We start from the raw sequence: 15,354 nt of genomic DNA, 5'->3' as shown, positions 1-15,354 counted from the left end.
CCGGGACGAGGAAACGCGACCAGTACCAGTCGGCATCGATCAGTACCCATCAGTACCCATCAGTACCGGTCGGCACGCCCGATCAGCACGACACAAGACAAGACAGGCCGGGTATCGGCGGGGGCCCGAGGGAGGGGAGCACCATGGCACCGGGACCGGAGAACGTCCGCCGATGGGAATCGGGAGCACTGGCCCACGCCGTGACGGACCCCTTCGGCCAGGGGCCCGTCCCCTGGCTGCGCGGTAGCGAGACGTACTTCGACGCCACCGGCCAGGTCGTCCCCTGGTACGTCGACCAGACCGCCCCGGCGCCCGCCGGCCCCGGCCTTCAGGGCCCGGCCCGCGCACGGCACGGCTCCGACGGCACGGCCCGCGTCCCTGGCCCCCGCACCGCCTCCTCGCCCGGCGGCCCCCGCTCCGCCGACGACGTCCGGAGGCAGATCAAGGGCTTCATCTCCACCGGCGCGGTCGCGCCCGGCGAGGCCGCCGACTTCCACATCACGGTCGACCCGCCGCAGGAGTTCAGCGTCGACATCTACCGGATCGGCCACTACGACGGTGACGGTGCCGCCAAGATCACCACCAGCCCCCGGCTCTCCGGCATCGTCCAGCCCCCGCCGCTGACCGCCGACCGCACCGTCTCCTGCCACCACTGGTGGCTCTCCTGGCGCCTCCAGGTCCCCTCCTACTGGAACGTCGGCGCCTATGTCGCCGTCCTCACCACCGCCGACGGCTACCGCTCCCACATCCCCTTCACCGTCCGCGACGACCACCCCGCCGACCTGCTGGTGGTGCTGCCCGACGTCACCTGGCAGGCGTACAACCTCTACCCCGAGGACGGCCGTACCGGCGCCAGCCTCTACCACGCCTGGGACGAACGCGGCCGGCTGCTCGGCGAGGCCGACGCCGCGACCACGGTCTCCTTCGACCGTCCGTATGCGGGCGCCGGCCTCCCGCTGCACGTCGGCCACGCCTACGACTTCATCCGCTGGGCCGAGCGCTACGGCTACGACCTCGCCTACACCGACGCCCGCGAACTGCACGCCGGACGCGTCGACCCCACCCGCTACCGGGGCCTGGTCTTCCCCGGCCACGACGAGTACTGGTCGCAGAGCATGCGCCGCACCGCCGAGGTCGCCCGCGACAGCGGCACCTCGCTGGTCTTCCTCTCCGCCAACACCCTCTACTGGCAGGTGGAGTTGGGGCCGTCCCCGTCCGGTGTCCCGGGCCGGCTGCTCACCTGCCGAAAACGCAAGGGCCCCGGCAAAGCCGTCCTGTGGCGGGAGATCGACCGCGCCGAACAGCAACTGCTCGGCATCCAGTACGCGGGCCGCGTGCCCGAACCGCACCCCCTGATCGTCCGCAACGCCGACCACTGGCTGTGGGAGGCCACCGGCACCCACGAGGGTGACGGCCTCGAGGGCATGGTCGCCGGCGAGGCCGACCGCTACTTCCCGCGCACCGCCCTCCCGCCCCACGAGGAACGCATCCTCCTCGCCCACTCCCCCTACACCGACCCCGACGGCGTCCTCCGCCACCAGGAGACGTCCCTGTACCGGGCACCCTCCGGCGCCCTGGTCTTCGCCTCCGGCACCTTCGCCTGGTCACCGGCCCTGGACCGCCCCGGCCATGTGGATCCCCGTATCCAGCGCGCCACGGCCAACCTCCTGGACCGCATCTGCAAACGCGACTGACCGCGACCGGGCCGACCCCACCCCACCCCTGTCCCACCCCTGTCCTGGATCGATCCCGATGTACGGGACAATCAAGCCAATAGGACAGAACCACGGGGAGGAACCGTGTCCGGATTCGTAGAAAAGCCCGAGCCTCTTCAGGTGCCGGGCCTGGTGCATCTGCACACCGGCAAGGTGCGCGACCTGTACCAGAACGAGGCGGGCGACCTCGTGATGGTCGCCAGCGACCGAACGTCCGCGTACGACTGGGTGCTGCCGACCGAGATCCCCGACAAGGGCCGCATCCTCACCCAGCTCTCCCTGTGGTGGTTCGACCAGCTCGCCGACCTGGTCCCGCACCACGTCCTGAGCACCCGGCCGCCCGAGGGCGCCCCCGCCGACTGGCAGGGCCGCACCCTGGTCTGCAAGTCGCTGGAGATGGTCCCGGTCGAGTGCGTGGCCCGCGGCTATCTCACCGGCTCCGGTCTCGCCGAGTACCAGGAGTCCCGCACGGTCTGCGGCCTCGCCCTCCCCGAGGGCCTGGTCGACGGCAGCGAACTGCCCGCCCCGATCTTCACCCCGGCCACCAAGGCCGCCGTCGGCGAGCACGACGAGAACGTCTCCTACGAGGAGGTCGCCCGCCAGGTCGGCGCCGAGACCGCCGCGCAGCTCCGCCAGGCCACCCTCGCCGTCTACGGCCGCGCCCGCGACATCGCCCGCGACCGGGGCATCATCCTCGCCGACACCAAGTTCGAGTTCGGCTTCGAGGGCGAGACGCTGGTGATCGCGGACGAGGTCCTGACCCCGGACTCCTCCCGCTTCTGGCCGGCCGACCAGTGGGAGCCGGGCCGCGCCCAGGCGTCCTTCGACAAGCAGTTCGTCCGCGACTGGCTGACCTCCGCCGAGTCCGGCTGGGACCGCCGCAGCGAGCAGCCCCCGCCGCCGTTGCCGCAGCGGATCGTGGACGCGACCCGCGCCAAGTACGTCGAGGCGTACGAGCGTCTGACGGGCACCACCTGGGCGTGACGCCCGCACCCACGAGGCCCCAGGCCGCCCCCGGTCACTGGTGATCGAGGGCGTCCGCGGCCGTCCTCGGGCGGACGGAGACACGAGAAAGCCCCGGTCCGATGGACCGGGGCTTTCTTCCCGAGCGGACGACGAGGCTCGAACTCGCGACCTCAACCTTGGCAAGGTTGCGCTCTACCAACTGAGCTACGTCCGCATGCGCCGTGGCGCGACGCCAACTATACCCAACCCCGCTCGCGCGCGAGACGCACCGCCGCGTGCCGGTTCTCCGCCCCGAGTTTGGTCGCGGCGGAGGAGAGATAGTTCCGCACGGTCCCCGGTGACAGCGCGGCCCGCTCGGCGATCTCCGTGACCGGCGCCCCGTCGGCGGCGAGTTCGAGCACCTCGGCCTCGCGCGAGGTCAGCGGCGAGTCCCCGGCGGCGATCGCGTCCGCCGCCAACTCCGGGTCGACGTAGCGGTTCCCCGCGTGCACGGTACGGATGATCTCCGCGAGCCGCTGCGCGCTCACCGTCTTCTGGACGAAGCCGCGCACCCCCGCCGCCAGCGCCCGCTTGAGGTGCCCCGGCCGGCCGTGGCTCGTGACGATCAGGATCTGACAGCCAGGCAGTTCGGCGCGCAGGGATGTGGCGACCTTCACACCGTCCCCGTCGGGCATCTGGAGGTCGAGCACGGCCACGTCGGGGCGATGGGCCAGCGCCATCGCCAGCGCCTCCGTCCCGGTGGCCGCCTCGGCGACGATCACCAGGTCGTCCTCCAGGGACAGCAGCGCCGTCAGCGCACCCCGGATCAGGTGCTCGTCGTCGGCGAGCAGCACCCGCACCGTCATGAAATGACCTCTCTCACAGCGTCCTTCCCCACCACGCCCGTCCCCGTCTCCGTCCGATCCGCGCCGTCCGGCCTCAGCGCGGCAGTCCCCATCGGCCCCGGCCGCGAGCCCACCGCCGTCCCGGTCCCGGTCCCGGCGCCGGTCCCGGCCCCTGTCTCAGCCGCGGCCTCCATCGCCCGCGCCCCGGCCCCCGACCCTGGCCCCGATTCCGCACTCCGCGCCCCGGCCCCCGTCCCCGATTCCGCACCCCGCGCCCCGTCCAACGGCACCTCCGCCACCACCCGGAACACGCCCGCCCCCGCGAACCCGGCCTCCAGCGTCCCGTCCACCCGCCGCAGCCGCTCCCGCAGCCCGGCCAGCCCGGACCCTCCGGTGCCCTCTGCCGACCCTGTGCCCCTCGCTGCCGCCGTGCCTCCTGCCGTCCCTGCGCCTCCTGCCAACCTCCCGGCCTCCAACCCCACGGCCCCCGCGCCCCCGGCATCCTTCGTGCCCGACACGGCCCCGGCACCCTTCGCGCCCGAAACGGCCCCGGCACCCTTCGTCCCCAAAACGCCGTCGGCAGCCCGCTCCGCCCCGTCGTTCTCCACGGTCAGCACCACCCGCCCCTCGGTCACCCGCAGCCCCACGGAGCACCGCCCCGCGTCCCCGTGCCGCAGCACGTTGGTAATCGCCTCGCGGACCACCCAGCCGAGCGCCGACTGCACTCCGGCGGGCAGCCCGCCGGCCTCTCCGCGCACCTCGCAGGCGATCCCGGCCGCCGTCAGCACGCCCTGCGCACCGGCGAGTTCGACGCCCAGGTCGGCCTCCCGGTAGCCCCGGACGACCTCGCGCACCTCCCGCTGGGACTCCTGCGCTATCCGCTGCACCTCGATCATCTGCTCCACGGCCTCGGGCCGCCCGCGCCGGGCCAACTGCACGGCCAGTTCGCTCTTCAGCGCTATCACCGCGAGGTTGCGGCCCATCACGTCGTGCAGGTCCCGGCCGAAGCGCAGCCGCTCCTCGGCGACCGCGAGCCGGGCCTCGACCTCACCGGCCCGCTCCGCCTCCCACAGAACCGACAGGTTCCAGGCGCTGCACCGGCAGGCGAACAGGGAGAAGCAGGCCCCGAAAGCGGTGATCACGCCGATCATGACGATCCCGCCGACGTGCGGATCGGTCCAGCCGAACAGGGCCATCACCACCACCGCCAGCTCGGCGGACCGGCGCAGGAACAGCCGCACCGGCACCAGCAGCCCGTAGAGCATCCCGAAGCACAGCAGTACGGTCCCCGCGGACAGCCGGACCGTCACCGGGTCGGTGCCGTCCAGCGCGGCGAGCACCAGGGCCAGCGCCAGGCCGGCGAGGGTGAGCGCGGCACTGGGGATCAGGGCCCGCATCGGGAATTCGGAGCGCTTCAGATAGTGGTCGAGGACGGGCCGGGTGAGCCGGTTCGCCGCGACGCACTGGAGGGCGGCCACCAGCAGGAGCAGCCCGCCGACGATCATCGGCGCGGGCCGGCGCTCCAGCCCGCCGAGCAACGGCAGCGCGAGCCAGGCGAAGGGGAAGAACCAGGTCGTCACATACCAGGTGATCACGGTCTGCAACTCGACCCGCTCCGCCTTGCTGCGGTCCTTCCAGTGGCGGCGCTGCCACCCCCGAATACGGCCCAACATGCGTGCCCTCCCCTGCGGTCGACGGCGTGGTCAGCGCCGAGGCTCCCACCGGAACCACCTTCGTACACCAAACACCGCCAGTGCGGCCCAGGCCAGCGCGGTCGCGACGGCGGCCAGGATCTCGCCCGCCGAGAGGTCGCCGGTCCAGCCGCCGCGGATCAGGGTGATCACCGGGGACAGCGGCAGCAGTTCGCAGACGGAGGCGAGCCGGTCGGGCAGCAGCTCCAGCGGGACGGTGACGCCGGAGCCGATCATCGAGAGCAGCACGAGCGGCATCGTCGTGACCTGGGCGCTCTCCACCGTGCGTGTCATGGCCGCGGTGACCGCGGCCAGCGCGGCGCATATCGCCAGGCCCGACAGCAGTCCGAGGACGGCGAGATGGGGTGCCTCGGGCACGGGCACGTCGAGCACGGCCGTACAGCCCGCCACCAGCACCAGGGACTGCACCAGCCCGGTGGCGAGGACGGGCAGCGCCGATCCGGTGAGGATCTCGGCGTCCCGCAGCTCACCGGTGCGCAGCCGCTTCAGCACCAGTTCCTCGCGCCGGGTGGTGTAGATGGCGGTGAGCGCCGAGTACACCCCGAACAGCAGGGCGAAGCCGATACCGGCGGGCAGCAGCACGAGACCGCTGGTGAGGCCGACGTCCTCGACGCCCATGTCCTTGACCACCGACGCCAGGCTGACCGGCAGCAGCAGCGGCACCAGCACGGCCGTCACGAGCGTGCTCTTGCTGCGGCCGAGCAGGGTCAGCTCGGCACGGGCCAGCGCGGCCATCCGGCTCGCCGGGGTCGTCACCGTGCGCCCCGCGCCCGCACCACCGCTCACCCGCCGCACCCGCTCCTCCACCCCGCCGCTAGCCCCGCCGCTCGTCCCACCGCTCGCCCCGCCGCTCACGCCGCCACCTCCGCGTCCGTGTCCCTGCCCGTGCCCGTGCCCGAGTTCGCGTCCGATTCCGCCGACTTCCGTGACGCCTCCCTGGCTATCCCCAGGAACGCCTCCTCCAGTGAGGCCGACCGCACGTCCAGCCCGTGCAGCGCGACCCCGGCCCGCTCGGCCCACACCAACAACGCCGTGGCCGTCCGCTGGAGTTCGGGGGTGCGCAGCCGGACCAGCCGGCCTTCCGTCTCGTGGTCGGACACACCCAGTTCCGCCAACGGCGGCAGGTCGCCTATGAAGTAGCCCTCGGGAAGCCGGAAGGTGATCCGGGAGGGCTGGGCGGCGGTCACCTCGGCGGGTGTCCCGGCGGCCGCGATGCGCCCCTCGTGGAGGATGGCGAGCCGGTCGGCGAGGTTCTCCGCCTCCTCCAGGTAGTGCGTGGTCAGCAGCACCGTCGTACCGGAGTCGCGCAGGGTGCGGACCAGGTCCCAGGTGTCGCGGCGGCCCTCGGCGTCCAGGCCGGTCGTCGGTTCGTCGAGGAAGAGCACCTCGGGGTCGCCGAGCAGGGCGAGCGCCAGGTCGAGGCGCCGCCGCTCACCGCCGGACAACTGCTTGACCCGGACGCCGGCCCGCCGGGTGAGCCCCACCAGGGAGAGCGCCTCGCCGATCGGGCGGGCGCCGCTGACGCAGCCGGCCCACATCCGCGCGGTCTCGGTGACGGTCAGCTCGGAGGGGAAGCCGCCTTCCTGGAGCATCACGCCGGTGCGCGGCCGGACGGCGGCTCTGTCGCTGTGCGGGTCGTGTCCGAGGACGGTGACGCGACCGCCGTCGGGCCGCGCGAGGCCCTCGAGCAGTTCGACGGTCGACGTCTTGCCGGCCCCGTTGGTGCCGAGCAGCGCGAAGATCTCACCGCGGTCGACGTGGAAGGAGATTCCGCGGACCGCTTCGAACCCGCCCCCGTACACACGGCGGAGGTCGGTGACCTCAATCACGTGTTCTTCCGTGTTCGTGTCCATGCGTCAAGACTCCCCGCCTCCGGAGCCCGACGGCAGTGCGCGGTGTCACCACTCCGCATGACAAATGTCAGAAGGCCCAGGCGGACCGACGAAGAGCAGCGGGCCGATGAAGAGCGCACGAAAAGACCCCGGTCCGATGGACCGGGGTCTTTTTCCCGAGCGGACGACGAGGCTCGAACTCGCGACCTCAACCTTGGCAAGGTTGCGCTCTACCAACTGAGCTACGTCCGCATTGCCTCCGACCGGCTTTCACCGATCGGCGCGAGCACCAGCCTACCTGATCCACAGTTGTGGTCGGGACGGTGATGCAGAGCGGGTGACAGGGATCGCACACTGCGCCTTCCCCCTGGAAGGGGGATGTTCTACTACTGAACTACACCCGCGTGGCCTCCGTGAGCTGGGCTTTTCGGCCCCGCCCGGCGGCGTGCTCCAGACATTAGCCGACCATGTGGGGGGTAGCGCAAGTCGGTTGTCCGCGGGGCCCCCTGACGGACCCCGCGGAACTCGTGCACCCCACCCGCCTCACCCGGCCGGGCCCCTCACCGCACCCCGCGCCACGGCCTCACCGCACCCGCGCCACAGCTCTACTGCGCCTCGGTGAACGCCTCGTAGACCTTCTTGGGGATGCGCCCGCGCGCGGGGACCTCCAGCTTGTTGGCCTGGGCCCAGGCGCGGACGGCCGCCGGGTCGGGCGCGACCTCCGTCTGCTTGTACGCCTTGCCGGACCGGGACCGCTTGCGGCCGGCCTCCACGTAGGGTGCGAGCGCCTTACGCAGTTTCTTGGCATTGGCTTCATTGAGGTCGATCTCGTACGACTTGCCGTCGAGTCCGAAGGCGATCGTTTCCGCCGCTTCCGAGCCGTCGATGTCGTCAAAGAGAGTGACCACGACCTTCTGCGCCACGAATATCGGTCCCTTCGTGCGACAGCTCCGCGGTGACGTGCCAAGACGTCCCTGAGATGTCGACTGTCCGCCAGTTGTGGGGCAAAGTATCGGCTATTGCCAATTCATTTGTACAGTGCCCGGCAATCGAATGTGAAGCCCGACTAAATCTCCCCGCGTGTCCCAGCGCAATAGGGAACGCGCAGGTACCCCGGATCTTTCCCTGAACTTTTCGTGAAGGCACTGCTCCGATACCCGATCGTGATGGCGCTCACGTAGTTTCCTACAACTCTACCCGCGTAGAAATTTTGTGCGGGTAGTCTGAAGACACCTGCTGGAGACACCATCAGGAACCTGCTCAGCACCACACCACCGGGAGTGCCAGTGGCACGCGTCGTAGTCGACGTCATGCTCAAGCCGGAGATCCTCGACCCCCAGGGCCAGGCGGTGCAGCGCGCACTGCCGCGTCTGGGTTTCGAAGGCATCTCCGACGTACGTCAGGGAAAGCGATTCGAACTGGAAGTTGACGGGCCGGTCGACGAGGCCGCCCTCGCCCGCATCCACGATCTTGCGGAATCCTTCCTCGCCAACACCGTGATCGAGGACTTCACCGTCAAGGTGGAGGAAGTCGCGGAGGCCGCGAAGTGACCGCTCGTATTGGCGTCGTCACTTTCCCCGGCAGCCTCGACGACCGGGACACCCAGCGCGCCATCCGTCTCGCGGGTGCCGAACCGGTCGCGCTCTGGCACAAGGACAAGGATCTCCATCAGGTCGACGCCGTCGTCCTTCCGGGTGGTTTCTCCTACGGCGACTATCTGCGGGCCGGCGCCATCTCGCGCTTCTCGCCCGTGATGGAGACCGTCATCGAGCAGGCGAAGGCCGGACTCCCGGTCCTCGGCATCTGCAACGGCTTCCAGATCCTGACCGAGGCGCACCTGCTGCCCGGCGGGATGCTCGGCAACGACCACCTCCACTTCATCTGCCGCGACCAGAAGCTGCGGGTGGAGAACGCGGACACCGCCTGGACCGCCGACTACTCGGCCGGCCAGGAGATCCACATCCCGCTGAAGAACATGGACGGCCGGTACGTCGCCGACGAGTACACGCTCGACAAGCTGGAGGCGGAGGGCCGGGTCGTCTTCCGCTACCTGGACTTCAACCCCAACGGCTCGCTCCGTGACATCGCCGGCATCACCAACGAGGCCGGGAACGTCGTCGGCCTGATGCCGCACCCGGAGCACGCCACCGAGCCGCTGATCGGCACGGGCCGCACCGACGGCCTCCCGTTCTTCACCTCGATCCTCAAGAAGCTGGTCACCTCATGAGCCGGACGCCTCTGGACACGGTCGAGCACGCGGCCGCGACCCCCGACGTCGAGCTGCCCTGGGCCGAACTCGGTCTGAAGAAGGACGAGTACGAGAGGGTCGTCGAGATCCTCGGCCGCCGCCCCACCGGCGCGGAGCTGGCCATGTACTCCGTCATGTGGTCCGAGCACTGCTCGTACAAGTCCTCCAAGGTCCATCTGCGCCAGTTCGGCGAGAAGGCGCCCCAGTCGGACGCCATGCTCGTCGGCATCGGCGAGAACGCCGGTGTGGTCGACGTCGGCCAGGGCTACGCGGTCACCTTCAAGGTCGAGTCGCACAACCACCCGTCGTACGTCGAGCCCTACCAGGGCGCGGCCACCGGCGTCGGCGGCATCGTGCGCGACATCATCGCGATGGGCGCCCGCCCGGTCGCCGTCGTGGACCCGCTCCGCTTCGGCGCGGCCGACCACCCGGACACCAAGCGCGTGCTGCCCGGTGTCGTCGCCGGCATCGGCGGCTACGGCAACTGCCTGGGCCTGCCCAACATCGGCGGCGAGGTCGTCTTCGACGCCTGCTACCAGGGCAACCCGCTGGTCAACGCCGGTGCCATCGGCGTCATGCGGCACGAGGACATCCACCTCGCGAAGGCGTCCGGCGCGGGCAACAAGGTCATCCTGTACGGGGCCCGCACCGGCGGTGACGGCATCGGCGGCGCGTCGATCCTGGCCTCCGAGACCTTCGACGACGCCAAGCCGTCCAAGCGCCCCGCCGTCCAGGTCGGCGACCCCTTCCAGGAGAAGCTCCTCATCGAGTGCACCCTGGAGGCGTTCGCCGAGAAGCTGGTCGTCGGCATCCAGGACCTCGGCGCGGCGGGCCTGTCCTGCGCGACGTCCGAGCTGGCGTCCAACGGCTCCGGCGGCATGCGCGTGACGCTGGACGACGTACCCCTGCGCGACTCGACGCTCTCCCCCGAGGAGATCCTCATGAGCGAGTCGCAGGAACGCATGTGCGCGGTGGTGGAGCCCGAGAAGGTCGACCGCTTCCTCGCGATCTGCGACAAGTGGGACGTCATCGCCACCGTCATCGGCGAGGTGACCGACGGCGACCGGCTGGAGATCTTCTGGCACGGCGGCAAGATCGTCGACGTCGACCCGCGCACGGTCGCCCACGACGGCCCGGTCTACGAGCGCCCCTACGCCCGCCCGGACTGGCAGGACGCCCTCCAGGCCGACGACGCGAACAAGCTGCCCCGGCCGGGGACCGCCGACGAGCTGAAGGCCCAGGTCCTGAAGCTGGTCGGCTCGCCGAACCAGGCGTCCAAGAAGTGGATCACCTCGCAGTACGACCACTTCGTGCAGGGCAACACCGTCCTCGCCCAGCCCGAGGACTCCGGCATGATCCGGATCGACGAGGAGACCGGCCTCGGCGTCGCCATCGCGACCGACGGCAATGGCCGGTACGCCAAGCTCGACCCGTACCACGGCGCCCAGTTGGCCCTGGCCGAGGCGTACCGCAACGTCGCCACGACCGGTGCCAGGCCGCTCGCCGTCTCCGACTGCCTGAACTTCGGCTCGCCCGAGGACCCGGCGGTGATGTGGCAGTTCGCGGAGGCCGTGCGCGGTCTTGCGGACGCCTGCCTCCAGCTCGGCACGCCGGTCACCGGCGGCAACGTCTCGCTCTACAACCAGACGGGCGAGGCGGCCATCCACCCGACCCCGGTGGTCGCCGTCCTCGGCGTGATCGACGACGTCGCCCGCCGGACGCCGGTCGCCTTCCAGGAGGAGGGCCAGTTGCTGTACCTCCTCGGCGACACCCGCGAGGAGTTCGGCGGCTCGGCCTGGTCGCAGGTCGTCCACGACCACCTCGGCGGCCTGCCCCCGAAGGTCGATCTGGAGCGCGAGCGCCTGCTGGCCGAGATCCTGATCTCCGCCTCCCGCGACGGCATGATCGACTCCGCGCACGACCTGTCCGACGGCGGTCTGATCCAGGCGGTCGTGGAGTCGGCGCTGCTCGGCGGCAAGGGCGCGCGCCTGGTCGTCCCCGACGGCCTGGACGCGTTCACGTTCCTCTTCTCCGAGTCCGCCGGCCGCGCCGTCGTCGCGGTCCCGCGCTCGGAGGAGGTCCGCTTCAACGACATGTGCGGCGCCCGCGGCCTCCCGCTCACCCGCATCGGCGTGATCGACGGCGACACGATCGACCTCCAGGGCGAGTTCACCCTCCCCCTGGAAACCCTCCGCACCACCCACGAGGCCACGATCCCGGCCCTGCTGGCGTAGCCCCACACCACGACGAAGCCCGCGCCCGGACACCTGCTCCGGACGCGGGCTTCGCCGTGCGCGCGGTGGGGGCGTCCCCCTCGTACGGCTGAGCCCTGGTGCCGCCACCCCGACCCGCCCGCAAGGCATAAAGTCGCGCCCATGCCTCCCGCCAAAAAACGCCCCCGCACCTACGACCCCTCCCGCACCCGTGCCGCCGTCCTGGCGCAGCTCGGGAATGTGCGGGCCGGTGTGGCCGGGCTGTCGGAGGTGCAGCTTGCCGGGGCGACGAGGCTCGCCGGGTGGAGTGTGCGGGAGCTGGTGGCGCACATCGGGATGGCGGTGACCGCCGTGCACCGGGCGCTGGAGCTGCCCGAGCCGCCGCGGGCGGACGCCGTGCTGCTGGACTGGCCGTTCGCCACTGTGGACAGTGCCCCGGCGATCGATGGTTTCACTCGGGACCTCGTGAAACGGCATCCCGATCTCGGCGTCTATCTCGCCGGTGTCGAGCGGAGTCTGCCCGAGCTGCTCGACTCGCATCCCGGCAGCCGGCTGCTCCAGACCAACGCGGGTGCGCTGTCCCTGGCGGACTACCTGGTCACCCGTACCGTCGAACTCGTCGTCCACACCGACGACCTCAACGCGGCCGTGCCGGGCCTGGACATCCCGTACGACCGGCAGGCCCTCGCCGCCGCCACGCGGCTGCTCGCCGACGCGCTCGCCGTGAAGGCGCCCGGTGGCGCGACGGAGGTGCGGATCCCGCCGTACGCCGTCGTGCAGTGCGTGGAGGGGCCGCGGCACACCCGGGGCACCCCGCCGAACGTCGTCGAGACCGATCCGCTGACCTGGCTGCGGCTGGCGACCGGGCGGGTGAGCTGGGGGCATGCCCTCGGGGAGGCGAAGGTCGCCGCGAGCGGGGAGCGGGCCGATCTGGGAGCGCTCCTCCCGGTCATGTCCTGAGCGGGACGAGGGCGAATGATGTGCGACACCTCACTCATGAGACCGGAACGCGGCCGAGGGAGGCGGTCAGGGGGCGATGGACGATCATCGTCCGAGTCCCGTTCAGGCCATCTGACCTGCGGTAATCAGTCGATCATGGAGTGGGTCGCCGAACGGTGATCCAGTTACCCGCGGGTATCCCCAATTCGGACCAGTGGTCGATCTCGCCTACACTCGATGGCGTGCCACGTGGTGACGGTCGACTCAGTCATGATCTGCTCCCCGGCGAGAAAGGTCCTCAGGACGCCTGCGGCGTCTTCGGGGTCTGGGCTCCCGGTGAAGAGGTCGCCAAGCTCACTTACTTCGGGCTCTACGCCCTCCAGCATCGGGGTCAGGAATCCGCGGGAATCGCGGTCAGCAACGGCTCCCAGATCCTCGTCTTCAAGGACATGGGCCTCGTGTCCCAGGTCTTCGACGAGACCTCGCTCGGTTCGCTCCAGGGTCATATCGCGGTCGGACACGCCCGCTACTCGACCACCGGCGCCTCCGTGTGGGAGAACGCCCAGCCGACGTTCCGCGCCACCGCGCACGGCTCGATCGCGCTCGGTCACAACGGCAACCTCGTCAACACCGCCCAGCTCGCCGAGATGGTCGCCGACCTGCCCAAGCAGGAAGGCCGCACCCCGCGCGTCGCGGCGACCAACGACACCGACCTGCTCACCGCGCTCCTCGCGGCCCAGGTCGACGCCGACGGCAAGCCGCTGACCATCGAGGAGGCCGCCCACTCGGTCCTCCCGCAGGTCCGGGGCGCCTTCTCGCTCGTCTTCATGGACGAGCACACCCTGTACGCCGCCCGGGACCCCCAGGGCATCCGCCCGCTGGTCCTCGGCCGTCTGGAGCGCGGCTGGGTCGTCGCCTCCGAGTCCGCCGCCCTGGACATCTGCGGCGCCGCGTACGTCCGGGAGATCGAGCCGGGCGAGTTCATCGCGATCGACGAGAACGGCCTGCGCACCTCCCGATTCGCGGACGCGAAGCCCAAGGGCTGTGTCTTCGAGTACGTGTACCTGGCCCGCCCCGACACCGACATCGCCGGCCGGAACGTCTACCTCTCCCGCGTGGAGATGGGCCGCAGGCTGGCCGCCGAGGCCCCCGTCGAGGCCGACCTGGTGATAGCGACCCCGGAGTCCGGCACCCCGGCCGCCATCGGGTACGCGGAGGCGAGCGGCATCCCCTTCGGCGCCGGCCTCGTCAAGAACGCCTATGTGGGCCGGACCTTCATCCAGCCCTCGCAGACGATCCGCCAGCTCGGCATCCGGCTGAAGCTGAACCCCCTCAAGGAAGTCATCAAGGGCAAGCGCCTGGTCGTCGTCGACGACTCGATCGTGCGCGGCAACACCCAGCGGGCCCTGGTCCGGATGCTCCGTGAGGCCGGCGCGGCCGAGGTCCACATCCGGATCTCCTCGCCGCCCGTGAAGTGGCCCTGCTTCTTCGGCATCGACTTCGCCACCCGCGCCGAGCTGATCGCCAACGGCATGACCATCGAGGAGATCGGCACCTCGCTCGGCGCCGACTCCCTGTCGTACATCTCCATCGACGGCATGATCGAGGCGACCACCATCGCCAAGCCGAACCTCTGCCGCGCCTGCTTCGACGGCGAGTACCCGATGGAGCTCCCGGACCCGGAACTGCTCGGCAAGCAGCTCTTGGAGACCGAGCTGGCGGCCGGTCCGGCCGCCACGGCCGCGGCCGACGCGATCCGTCGCCCGTAAGCCTCGTAGAAACCAACCCGAAAGATCCCAGGCAATGTCTGAGACCAGCCCCACCGGTGCTTCCTACGCGGCTGCCGGCGTCGACATCGAGGCGGGCGACCGCGCCGTCGAGCTGATGAAGGAGTGGGTGAAGAAGACGCAGCGCCCCGAGGTCCTCGGCGGCCTCGGCGGTTTCGCCGGCCTCTTCGACGCCTCCGCCCTCAAGAACTACGAGCGGCCCCTGCTGGCCTCCGCCACGGACGGCGTCGGCACCAAGGTCGACATCGCCCGCCGGCTGGGCGTCTACGACACCATCGGCCACGACCTCGTCGCCATGGTGATGGACGACATCGTGGTCTGCGGTGCCGAGCCGCTGTTCATGACCGACTACATCTGCGTCGGCAAGGTCCACCCCGAGCGGGTCGCCGCCATCGTCAAGGGCATCGCCGAAGGCTGTGTGCTGGCCGGCTGCGCCCTGGTCGGCGGTGAGACGGCCGAACACCCCGGCCTGCTGGGCGAGGACGACTTCGACGTCGCCGGCGCCGGTACGGGCGTCGTGGAGGCCGACCGGCTGCTCGGCGCGGACCGTATCCGCACGGGTGACACCGTGATCGCCATGGCGGCCTCCGGCCTTCACTCGAACGGGTACTCGCTGGTCCGGCACGTGCTGCTGAACCAGGCCGGTCTGTCGCTGGAGTCGCGCGTCGACGACCTGGGCCGCACCCTCGGCGAGGAGCTGCTGGAGCCCACCAAGATCTACTCGCTGGACTGCCTGGCCCTGACCCGTACGACCGATGTGCACGCCTTCTCGCACATCACCGGCGGCGGACTCGCGGCCAACCTGGCCCGGGTCGTCCCGGACGCGCTGCACGCCGTCGTGGACCGCTCCACCTGGACCCCCGCCCCGATCTTCGACCTCGTCGGCAGGACCGGCGACGTCGAGCGGCTGGAGCTGGAGAAGACCCTGAACATGGGCGTCGGCATGATGGCGATCGTGCCGCAGGAGTCCACGGACGTGGCCCTGGCCACCCTCGCCGACCGCGGCGTCGAGGCATGGGTCGCCGGTGAGATCACCGAGCGCGGCGAGCACACCACCGGCGCGGAGCTGGTGGGGGACTACGCCTGAGTCCGTGCGGCGGGCAGCCGTACGGACTGTG

At 70.9% G+C, this 15,354-nt stretch carries 13 protein-coding genes and 3 tRNA genes; 8 read left to right on the top strand and 8 right to left on the bottom strand.

What is annotated here, in order from left to right; translation table 11 throughout:
- Nucleotides 1–143: 143 nt before the first annotated feature.
- Both AFM16_RS19095 and AFM16_RS19090 read left to right on the top strand, forming a co-directional pair.
- Nucleotides 144–1,694: a N,N-dimethylformamidase beta subunit family domain-containing protein gene (locus AFM16_RS19095; RefSeq protein WP_078634044.1), complete on the top strand. Its 1,551-nt coding sequence runs from the start codon at nucleotides 144–146 to the stop codon at nucleotides 1,692–1,694.
- A gap of 105 nt (nucleotides 1,695–1,799) precedes the next feature.
- Nucleotides 1,800–2,699: a phosphoribosylaminoimidazolesuccinocarboxamide synthase gene (locus tag AFM16_RS19090; protein ID WP_078634043.1), complete on the top strand. Its 900-nt coding sequence runs from the start codon at nucleotides 1,800–1,802 to the stop codon at nucleotides 2,697–2,699.
- A gap of 123 nt (nucleotides 2,700–2,822) precedes the next feature.
- Here the strand turns inward: AFM16_RS19090 and AFM16_RS19085 are convergent.
- The 8 genes from AFM16_RS19085 to AFM16_RS19050 all read right to left on the bottom strand — a co-directional run bounded on the left by AFM16_RS19085 (nucleotide 2,823) and on the right by AFM16_RS19050 (nucleotide 7,972).
- A tRNA-Gly gene (locus tag AFM16_RS19085) sits at nucleotides 2,823–2,895 on the bottom strand.
- A gap of 22 nt (nucleotides 2,896–2,917) precedes the next feature.
- A complete protein-coding gene (locus tag AFM16_RS19080) occupies nucleotides 2,918–3,526 on the bottom strand; it encodes a response regulator transcription factor (RefSeq protein ID WP_078634042.1) in 609 nt (202 codons plus the stop codon).
- Nucleotides 3,523–5,178, bottom strand: a complete 1,656-nt coding sequence (locus tag AFM16_RS19075; protein ID WP_078634041.1) for a sensor histidine kinase — start codon at nucleotides 5,176–5,178, stop codon at nucleotides 3,523–3,525. The genes AFM16_RS19080 and AFM16_RS19075 overlap by 4 nt, the downstream gene beginning before the upstream one ends.
- A 30-nt stretch (nucleotides 5,179–5,208) precedes the next feature.
- On the bottom strand, nucleotides 5,209–5,952 hold the full coding sequence (locus AFM16_RS19070; protein ID WP_078637017.1) for an ABC transporter permease: 744 nt from the start codon (nucleotides 5,950–5,952) through the stop codon (nucleotides 5,209–5,211).
- A 116-nt stretch (nucleotides 5,953–6,068) separates the two neighbouring features.
- Nucleotides 6,069–7,070 (bottom strand): ABC transporter ATP-binding protein, encoded by a 1,002-nt coding sequence (locus AFM16_RS19065; RefSeq protein WP_078634040.1) that lies wholly within the window; start codon nucleotides 7,068–7,070, stop codon nucleotides 6,069–6,071.
- Nucleotides 7,071–7,228: 158 nt separating this feature from the next.
- Nucleotides 7,229–7,301, bottom strand: a tRNA-Gly gene (locus tag AFM16_RS19060).
- Nucleotides 7,302–7,381: 80 nt separating this feature from the next.
- Nucleotides 7,382–7,453: transfer RNA gene (locus tag AFM16_RS19055), tRNA-Gly, on the bottom strand.
- A 201-nt stretch (nucleotides 7,454–7,654) separates the two neighbouring features.
- Entirely contained in the window at nucleotides 7,655–7,972 is a 318-nt protein-coding gene (locus AFM16_RS19050; RefSeq protein ID WP_030798018.1) for a histone-like nucleoid-structuring protein Lsr2, read from the bottom strand.
- Between the two features lie 363 nt (nucleotides 7,973–8,335).
- Here AFM16_RS19050 and purS point away from each other — a divergent pair, with 363 nt between their 5' ends.
- From purS to purM, 6 genes are all read left to right on the top strand, one after another.
- Nucleotides 8,336–8,599 (top strand): phosphoribosylformylglycinamidine synthase subunit PurS, encoded by a 264-nt coding sequence (purS, locus tag AFM16_RS19045; RefSeq protein ID WP_015659417.1) that lies wholly within the window; start codon nucleotides 8,336–8,338, stop codon nucleotides 8,597–8,599.
- The gene (gene purQ, locus AFM16_RS19040; protein WP_030798022.1) at nucleotides 8,596–9,276 is read left to right on the top strand and encodes a phosphoribosylformylglycinamidine synthase subunit PurQ; all 681 of its coding nucleotides are present in this window, start codon (nucleotides 8,596–8,598) and stop codon (nucleotides 9,274–9,276) included. Before purS ends, purQ begins: the two co-directional genes overlap by 4 nt.
- Entirely contained in the window at nucleotides 9,273–11,531 is a 2,259-nt protein-coding gene (gene purL / locus AFM16_RS19035) for a phosphoribosylformylglycinamidine synthase subunit PurL (protein WP_037877251.1), read from the top strand. Before purQ ends, purL begins: the two co-directional genes overlap by 4 nt.
- Before the next feature lie 141 nt (nucleotides 11,532–11,672).
- On the top strand, nucleotides 11,673–12,470 hold the full coding sequence (locus AFM16_RS19030) for a maleylpyruvate isomerase family mycothiol-dependent enzyme (RefSeq protein ID WP_078634039.1): 798 nt from the start codon (nucleotides 11,673–11,675) through the stop codon (nucleotides 12,468–12,470).
- 221 nt (nucleotides 12,471–12,691) lie between these two features.
- Nucleotides 12,692–14,218, top strand: a complete 1,527-nt coding sequence (gene purF, locus AFM16_RS19025; protein WP_030798026.1) for an amidophosphoribosyltransferase — start codon at nucleotides 12,692–12,694, stop codon at nucleotides 14,216–14,218.
- Between the two features lie 34 nt (nucleotides 14,219–14,252).
- Complete coding sequence (purM, locus tag AFM16_RS19020; RefSeq protein WP_078634038.1) at nucleotides 14,253–15,323, top strand: phosphoribosylformylglycinamidine cyclo-ligase; 1,071 nt, start codon at nucleotides 14,253–14,255, stop codon at nucleotides 15,321–15,323.
- Nucleotides 15,324–15,354 lie beyond the last annotated feature (31 nt).

Origin of the sequence: Streptomyces antibioticus, assembly GCF_002019855.1 — a bacterium.
Classification (GTDB): domain Bacteria; phylum Actinomycetota; class Actinomycetes; order Streptomycetales; family Streptomycetaceae; genus Streptomyces; species Streptomyces antibioticus_B.
The sequence above is the reverse complement of the archived record's forward strand: the minus strand, read 5'-3'. Positions and strand labels throughout refer to the sequence as shown.